The organism is Vibrio sp. V23_P3S9T160 (assembly GCF_963886625.1).
Taxonomy (GTDB): domain Bacteria; phylum Pseudomonadota; class Gammaproteobacteria; order Enterobacterales; family Vibrionaceae; genus Vibrio; species Vibrio anguillarum.
On record NZ_CAWPDB010000168.1, the window covers coordinates 1 to 8952 of the forward strand.

Sequence of the window (8952 nt, forward strand, 5' to 3'; positions counted from 1 at the left end):
TTAAGTCCATCCTGTAGCGCGCAGTAAACGTCTGCGCTTCCACCATTTTGCGTTGGCAACATTAGGCAGTAAAAAGGGGCTTACGGTGAATCGAAAGCGTTCTGTTCAGTACTCGTAACGTTACGCACACCGGCAGTTAAATCGCATCAATGGGTGTAATACATACAAATACGCTTACTTTCTATTTCTAATACGTTGAACGGCGTTTCATAGATATCGCTCAAAACCGACGATTGAATCACCTCTTGTACTGTGCCAGTTGCTACTACTTGGCCTCGTTTCAGCGCAATGATGGAATCGGAGTAACAGGATGCAAAATTGATGTCGTGAATCACCACGACTACCGCTTTATTCAACTCATGTGCTAAACGCTGAATAGTGGCCATGATCTGCAATGAGTGTTTGATATCGAGGTTGTTCAATGGCTCATCGAGAAAGATGTAATCGGTATCTTGGGCGATCACCATGGCAATAAAGGCCAGCTGGCGTTGGCCGCCACTCAGTTCGTCGAGGTATTTATCTTCTATCGCTTTAAGATCAAGATATTTGATCGATTGCTCAATCATCGCATGATCGCTGGCCGTTAACTTGCCTTGCGAATAAGGAAAACGGCCAAAAGCCACCAGCTCTTTCACGGTAAAACGCATGGTCAGAGTATTGGCTTGACGCAGAACTGATAGCTTTTTAGCCAACGCTTTAGTATCCCACTCAACCAGCTCTTTGCTTTCAATCCAAACTTTACCGCTATCACGGCTAACCAAACGGCTAGCCATCGACAATAAGGTACTTTTTCCTGCACCATTAGGGCCAATAATTGAAGTGACCTTGCCTTTTTCAAACTGCGCACAGGCCTTATCCACAACCGCTTGTTGGCCAAACACTTTAGTCAGTTTATCTAGCTGAATCATATGAAATTAAACCATTTTATTACGTAAAAGGAGGGAGAGAAAATAGAGACCTCCGATGAAATTGATCACCACACTCAGCGTTGTTTCAAACTGGAATACTTTTTCAACCACCCATTGACCAGAAAGCAATGCACACACCGCCATCGCGGAACAACCAATCAATAAGGTTCGGTGTTGGTATGAACGAAACCACTCGCGCGTTAAGTTGGTGACCAATAAGCCAAAGAACATCACGGGCCCAACTAAAGCGGTAGAAATAGCAATTAATACCGCACTAAGCATCAACACATGGTGCGTCACTCGGCGTACATCCACCCCTAAACTGACCGCGTTATCGTTATCCAACCATAAAACATCCAACACGCGATGCAGGCGAAACAGGCCAAAGCAAACCAACAGTAGTAATGGTGTTACCCAATACACAAGTTCCACTTTCACGTTGTTGAAGCTCGCAAACATATTGGACTGTACCGATGAAAAATCATTCGGATCCATCAGCATGATCAAAAAGGAGGAAATGCTGGAAAACAGTTGCCCCAGAATGACTCCTAATAACAACAGCACCATTAAGTTACTCTGCTGCTTACGAAAATAAAAAGCGAACAACACACTAGAAAAGAGCAACATAGCAGCAACGGACAACGAAAAATTGAGATAAGCATTGAGCGCGTAGCTACTTAGGCCACCAAAAAGAGTCACCACTAGCACCTGCACGAACAGGTAGAGTGAATCAAACCCCATGATGCTGGGCGTTAAAATTCGGTTGTGGGTAATGGTTTGAAACGCTAGAGAGGACTGCGCAATGGCAATGCCCGCTAACACCATCGCCAATACTTTGGGTACACGACGAGAAAGAAAATAGTGATAGTTGTCGGCGTTCAATCCAACACCAATAAATAAGCCAGCAAAAAGCAGAGAAGCCAAAACCAGTAACCACAGTTTGCTATGATCACGCAAAGTGATGCTCGCACATACAGACTTACCCATGGCGTTGGCCTCGCAACAGCAACACAATAAATACACTGCCACCGAGAATACTGATGATCATCGAAATCGGCACTTCATAGGGGAAAATAATCAAACGGCCGCCCAAATCACATAGCAGCACCAATAACGCACCGAAAATGGCCGTACGAGGGATATTTTTGCGTAAGTTGTCGCCGTAATAGTGACTGACTAAATTAGGCACAATCAACCCTAAAAAAGGCAGTTGACCTACAATCATCACAACCGTCGCAGACATCACCGACACTAAACAAACGCCAATCACCAGCACTTGCTGATAGTTAAGCCCTAAGTTCACAGCAAAATCTTTACCCATGCCGACGGCCGAAATTCGCGCCGCATACAAATAGCTAAAGAGGGCAACCGGAATCGCAATATAGAGCAGTTCGAAATCCCCTTTCAGCAAGTTGGCAAAATTGGCTACCGTCCAGCTAGAAAGGTTTTGTATCGCATCGTATTTGTAAGCGATGAAGGACGCGGCGGATTCCACCACATTGCCAAAAATAATGCCGATCAAAGGGACAAAAATGGCATTTTTAAACTGCACACGCTGAATCAGTTGTACAAACAGCAAAGTGCCCGCAATCGAAACCGAGAAAATAAGCCACAAGCTTTCACCGTGGCCAAAAAAGACTAAGCTCAACACGTAGCCCAGCATGGCGCATTCAATGGTACCGGAGGTAGAAGGCGCGGCAAATCGGTTTTGGCTGATTTGCTGCATAATAAGACCCGCGATACTGAGCCCTGCCCCGGCTAAAACAATCGCTAACAAGCGTGGCAAACGACTGGTAAAGAGCAGTTGCCAAGCATGGGCATCCCCTTGCAGTAATGCCATTAGTGATAGATTGCCTACCCCCACAAACAGTGAAGATAGGCTGACTACCAACAAAGCAAGCAATAACTTTTTCAAAGCTAACCTCAGCTTGTTTGTGGCAAATTAGTGAATGTGTACAGCATTTCTAACGTCGCTGATCATCTGCTCTGTGGCAGTCACACCAGAAATGGATAGGTACCAAGCATTAAGGTCTAAAAACGCCATACTTTTATTTTTGTAGGCCGCAGTCGCTTTGATCAGGTCATTCTCAAACTCTTGGCGAGTGTGGCTTTGCCCTTTGTTGACCAACGTATCACGATCAATGATCAATAAGGTTTTAGGATCATGTTCGCGAATAAATTCATAAGAGATCAGATCGCCATGACGTGTCGCTTTGATGCTATCGACGGTCGTTTTGAATCCAAAATCTTTATACACCGCAGAGAAACGTGATTCAGGCCCGAAAGCGGTAATGTTACCGCCAGAGCTCATCACTGTGAGCGCATCGATTTGGTTGTTCTGATTAAAGCTACGAAGTGCTTGAAACTGCTTATCTAAATCTTCAATTTTGGCTTCCACTTGATCTTCAATCGCAAAGACTTTGCCTAGATTACGCCACTGCTGTTGTGTACTCTGCCAGTAGCCTTGGCTTGCATCGGCTGCAAAAACGATAGTTGGTGCAATTTTAGATAGCTCGTCATAACTGGTTGCGGCGCGCGGCCCAATCACAATCACATCCGGTTTTTGCATATAAATGGTTTCGAAATCAGGCTCAAATAAAGAACCGGCAGGTGCGTATGTATCGCTGTTGTACTTCGCTAAATAATTTGGCAGTTCAGTCACTTTCGATACCGCGACAGGTTCAATACCAAAGCGATCTAACGCATCTAACGCACCCAAACCAATGACAACCACACGTTGCGGATTTTGCTCGAGCGTCGTGGTACCGAGTTGATGATCCACAGAAACGGTTTTAGCACTGAGAGTAAAAGAGGTAAGCAAGCCAAGTGCTGCCAAACTAAACAACGATTTCATATAGGTTCCCATTCAAAATAACTGCGACAGATTTTGATAAGCATTCGCATTAAGTTCGGGTAATATAATCGTTGACCGTCGTTCAAGCAACCCTATTCACATCAAAATCAGCCATGATGATCAGAAGCAGCAAGAATGATGAAAAAGCGAGCGCTAATAAGAGATTCGCGCTCGCTTTCTAGGGGGAGAGAAATGTTATGGACGTGTCGGGTTAATCGTCAAAGGCTCAAAAGTGGCCACTGCGTTACCACTCGCTCCAGGATGATCAACATAGCTGGTGTCTTGCATCAAGGTGTAAAAGACATCGACATAATCGTCGTCGTTGACCAGTAAACCATCGGGAATCGCATCAATGATCTTGCCCGTGATTTGCGGAATAATCGCATACGCCTGCACTTCTGGATCAGGGATAAGCTTCAGCACTTCTTCCGCTACTTTGACGAGTAATTTAGCCAGCTCTTTATAATCGGTACCATCATCTTGCTCCATCAAGATAAGATCGGCTGCGCCCCAACGGTAACGAGACCATTGGATCATCACTTGATTTGGGAAGTAATCTTGCTTGTCGTAATCCAAATAAGGCATTTCAACTAAGTCAATGGTCGGCTCATCTCGGCTTGGATTGATGCCTGTAACAATCGCATAAATTTCAGCCGCTCCAGAGATCCACGGTTCTTTGTCATCCGCTAAACGAATTTTTTTCAGTACTGTGGTGGAAACAGGCTCAGCGCTATTATCGCTGCTGCGGGCCATCGCTTGCGCGGCGACGCTACCACTTTCTACTGTGGTCAATGTGGTCGATTGACCCAATGCGTTCATCTGTGCACGCATTGCTTGTAAGCCTGCGCGCAATTCCACTTCGCTATTACTATCAACCACGAAAACGGGTACATCTGGCATTTGATATACGTCCAGTTGATGCACCTGTCCGTACACATCAAACGCTTCAATATATTGCCAAGACGCATCATTACCTTTGGGCTCAAAAGCAAACAACGGGCTTTGCCCTTCTTGCCACTCTTTAATCATCGACGCATCGGCAATACGCAGTTGCAGCAACTGCTCAGTAAAATCCTCAATGCCTTTCATTGAACGAATTTGCGCGTCTGCTACAACCATCTGTTGACTAAAATCGGAATCAGGCTGCTCTTCAAACAAAGTGGAAACAGAAATGGATAGGTTTTGCGCGCTGATTTCAGTTTTAAGTGTGGTTTCAAGCTCGGCGTAACTTTCACTCAGTTGCAGTGCTAACGCTCTTTTTTGCTGTGCAATCGCATCAGCATTGGATTGGCTGGTGCTACTGGTTGTCGCTTCTTCTGAGTTGCACCCCATAATAGTGGCCACAAGCAGTAATGAAACGGGTGTTATATATCTCATAATGAACCCTTAATATTTTTAATTACAACATAGAGTAATAACTCTACATAAAAACACAATATCACCGAATTCTATTCTTTCAAGAAATAAATAGAGTGTTAATTTATATTCTTCCCACAAGATCAAATTATTATTAAGTAAAGATTAAATTAAATAATGTTAATATAGCTATTACTTTTGTGGCTAATTATATGATTTTAATAAAAAGAAGTGCTTTTACACTTCTTTTTATTCATTAATTATTCATAAGTTGCATAGAGCTCGACTTGGCTATTGGCTTGCTGTGCATTAAGCATGAAATGGACATAGCCCGCTTGCGTTACTGGCAGTTCAATATACTCATAGCTATCAGCACGTTTAGACGCTTGGTCAAAATGAGTCAATGTAGGCCAGTGCTCGCTTTCTGCATAAAGATCAACATTGTGGGCTGCCATCTCATCAATAGGCTGGAGCCAAACTTTGACACTGCTCATTCCCTCTGGTACATAAATCGCTGCATAGCGAGTTTGATGAATACCCAACGTCATTGGCTGACGATTTTCGAGAACAACAGGTGCTAAATCATCACTAGGCTTTTGCGTATTATCGGTAATGGCGTAACTTACTTTCGTATTTAATTCAACACGCTGGTAAGCTTCTCTACCCGTAATACTAAAATAATAGCGACCCGGTAAAACGGTACCATTGGCTTGTTTTTCTAGTGCAATTGTTTCATTACTATGCAGTTCAAAATTTGTTATTTGATAATCATAATAATGCGCAATTTTTTCATAACTTAAATAAAGATCGGCGTCACCATCACCGCTAATATTAATCGACAATTCACTGATATTATCTGGAACATCAATATAATAGAGTTGTTCACTGTACTGCTCACCCGACAAGGTAACACTCTGCCCTAACGCTAAATGATTCATCGTGTCTTCTGGTTGAATTGGCGGCACAGTCGGATCCTCTGGATTACCACTGTCCGCTGTCAAAGTGTCTAACCAAGTTGAAAATTCGCTGTCTAGGCTTTTGCCGATCCGTTTCACTTGCTCAGCCCATGCTTTGAAATCGCCACTACGTGATAGCGCTAGCAGTTGATCCACTTCATTGGGATGGTTTTCCAGCATAAAACGAACCGCTAAATAGCCCCAGCGATAAATTTGATTGGTGTCATTTTGATAAGTAGTGGCTAGCACTTGCGTGAGGCTCAGTTTTTTCTCAGCAATTAAGTCTATCGCCGCTTGGTAGCCTTTTTTATAGTGCATGTATTCAGCGAAGCCTTCCAACCACCACACGATATGGCCTTCACTTAAATTGAGAGAAAATGAACCGTATTGATTGTAGCGTCCGTCCAAATAATGCACATATTCATGCTCTAAATTGAGAATAGACAACGCCTCATCCTGCGCATATCGGTAAGCGACAAAGCGCGCTGTGTTGTTGGCATCAGCCGGGTTGCCTTCAAGGTATTGCCCGCCGTTGTTGGTAGTATTGCCAAACAAGAAGTTGGAATAACTGACATAACTTTCGTTGCTATCAAATACCACCACTTCCACTTGTTGATTAAGATCATCGGCCACGGGCGTGAAACCGGTATTCGCGACGGCATGGAAGTCGGCTTCTTTCTCATTCAAAATTTCACACGCTTGCTCTGCTTGTTGTGGTGTTAAGCCTTGCGAACGGATAATGGCAGGTCCATCACATTGATGACGATTTGGCATGATACGCTGTTCAAGTTGCTGCTTAGCTTGCGTTAAATTAAGCGCTTCCAATGTCTCTGGCGCGTAGTAAGAAAGCATTTCAACCGCAGCAATCCAGAGTTTATCGCTACGTCCACCCAGCGGGTAACGTTCCAATACTTTTTCTAAAATCGCAATGACTCGAGTTTTGGTGTTTGGGTAAGGGCTAACCAGTAAGCGCCCCGTTTCACGCACCGCATTGTACAAAATGAAATCGGCATCGGTTCCTAACGCCCAATCATGCTCAGTGGCAAAACGATACAGTGTCTCCAAATATTCTGGATGGGCTTCAATATGTTGATAAAAATCATCACGCGAAGCATGGCCGCTCATGGATCGAAATAAGTTATTTAAACCATCAACAAACTGTACATCTTGCGCCGTTTGTGGGTTAAAGGCGTCCAATAGCACGATGAAATTCGCCATCGTTGAAGGTAGGCGTTTCACGTTATCGACCATTAACGTTAAGCTCGACATGGCCGCCACTTGTTCACGACCTAAGCTCAAACTGTAAGGCGATAACATAAACTGGTTAATCGTATCCGCAATCGCATTACTCAATTGGTCCGAATAATCACCAAAATCTTGTTTTACACCATAGCGCACATAATACGCGGCACGGATAAACTCCCCCAAATTAGCAATAGATTTGGCTTGCGCTTCTGTTCCTTGATATTGCGAAACCTCTAACGCCAGCGCTCGGTTAATGCTGTCTATACTATTTTCACTGTATAGACCCAAGATGGCTTTACTATCGGTATAAAACCACGAGTTATAGCAGGCTGGTTGTGCATTTTTAATCGCTAAAATGGGCTCTTGTGCTTGGGTGATATCATTAAACTGGCAGGCATCTAATGCATAAGAAAAAGACGGTAATCCTGCTAACGATAATGCCAATAGCAAAGCATTAGGTTTGGGACGAGGGGAATGAATAGATGGAACCGGAGCAATACGCATAGTAACGACTCTCTATAGATCATAGAAATGAATGAGTCGCGATTTATATCAGAATCACATCAACAAAATGAAACTTGATGCACAAAAACCAGGATCTTACTTCAAAAAAGAATTGCTCTCATGAGAGAGCAATCGATTAACCAATAGATCTTATATATCAATACATTACTAATTTTTCCACCACTAACTAAGTGATCGGATACACAGTACATTGAGTGCCAATCACATGAGTAATGGTTTGCGGCTCAATCATTTGCCAACCACTTTCACTATCAAGGGGTTCTGACGCAACCACCATATTATCGCCTTCGCTTTTACTAAACACGGTCGGCGGATTACCATCAGAGCTATAACGCACTAACCAAAAATCTTGCCCATCAGAGATACAAATCGAAGCTTTAAAAGGTGTGACTATCTGTTTCTCCGCCAAAGCCTGCGCAATTTGACCAATCGTGGTCGTAATGGCTTGTACTGGCTGACTGCGTAACCCATTACTCATCATCAATAAAAAAATCAATTCACTATCCGTTGTCCCAACACGCTTGACGTATAGCGATTCCGGTAGCTGCCGTTCTAAGGCGAATTTCACTTTTTCAAACTCACCAATTTGCCCGTTATGTAAAAACATCCAGTGATCCAAAATAAACGGATGACAGTTAGAACGGGAAACCTGCGTTCCGGTGGACGAACGCACATGTGCCATAAAACGGTGAGAACGAATGTGATGCGTTAAGGATCGCAGGTTTTCATCTCCCCAAGCGGGTAAGACTTCATGAAACTGCCCGGGTGTAGTGCGTTCGGTATACCAACCCAGCCCAAACCCATCAGCGTTGACACGGGTGACCGCTTTACGCGCTTCTAAACTTTGGTGCACGAGAGAGTGTTCCGGTTGATAAACCAGTTGATCGAGGTAGATAGGAGTTCCTTGGTAGGCGAGCCAGCGGCACATAATGCAAACATTCCAAAATAATCAGTCACTGATTTCAATAAAGCACGTTTGCTCAATGGCTGCAAGGTGTCCAGGCAACGATACCTTTGCCACTTGGCTCATCAACGCCACAAGTTAATGACTCTTAAATGCAGGCTTAAATGATGAATTATTTATTGAACGAAGATCATCTTTTAGCAA

7 protein-coding genes are annotated in these 8952 nt (G+C 43.8%); all 7 read right to left on the reverse strand.

All coding sequences use genetic code 11. From position 1 onward, the window contains the following. Positions 1–146 precede the first annotated feature (146 nt). The 7 genes from vctC to AACU59_RS15860 all read right to left on the reverse strand — a co-directional run bounded on the left by vctC (position 147) and on the right by AACU59_RS15860 (position 8772). On the reverse strand, positions 147–908 hold the full coding sequence (gene vctC / locus AACU59_RS15830) for an iron chelate ABC transporter ATP-binding protein VctC (protein WP_094125469.1): 762 nt from the start codon (positions 906–908) through the stop codon (positions 147–149). A 6-nt stretch (positions 909–914) separates the two neighbouring features. Further along, complete coding sequence (gene vctG, locus AACU59_RS15835; RefSeq protein WP_094145353.1) at positions 915–1865, reverse strand: iron chelate uptake ABC transporter permease subunit VctG; 951 nt, start codon at positions 1863–1865, stop codon at positions 915–917. Between the two features lie 22 nt (positions 1866–1887). Continuing rightward, positions 1888–2823: an iron chelate uptake ABC transporter permease subunit VctD gene (gene vctD / locus AACU59_RS15840; protein WP_026027432.1), complete on the reverse strand. Its 936-nt coding sequence runs from the start codon at positions 2821–2823 to the stop codon at positions 1888–1890. 27 nt (positions 2824–2850) lie between these two features. Beyond that, entirely contained in the window at positions 2851–3762 is a 912-nt protein-coding gene (locus AACU59_RS15845) for a siderophore ABC transporter substrate-binding protein (RefSeq protein WP_202598902.1), read from the reverse strand. Between the two features lie 195 nt (positions 3763–3957). After that, entirely contained in the window at positions 3958–5139 is a 1182-nt protein-coding gene (locus AACU59_RS15850; RefSeq protein ID WP_161437811.1) for a DUF3103 domain-containing protein, read from the reverse strand. A gap of 239 nt (positions 5140–5378) precedes the next feature. Next, positions 5379–7823 (reverse strand): M9 family metallopeptidase, encoded by a 2445-nt coding sequence (locus AACU59_RS15855; protein ID WP_161437812.1) that lies wholly within the window; start codon positions 7821–7823, stop codon positions 5379–5381. A gap of 187 nt (positions 7824–8010) precedes the next feature. Beyond that, positions 8011–8772 carry a class II glutamine amidotransferase gene (locus tag AACU59_RS15860; RefSeq protein WP_019282661.1) on the reverse strand — a complete coding sequence of 254 codons (762 nt, stop codon included), beginning with the start codon at positions 8770–8772 and terminating at the stop codon, positions 8011–8013. Between the last annotated feature and the right edge of the window lie 180 nt (positions 8773–8952).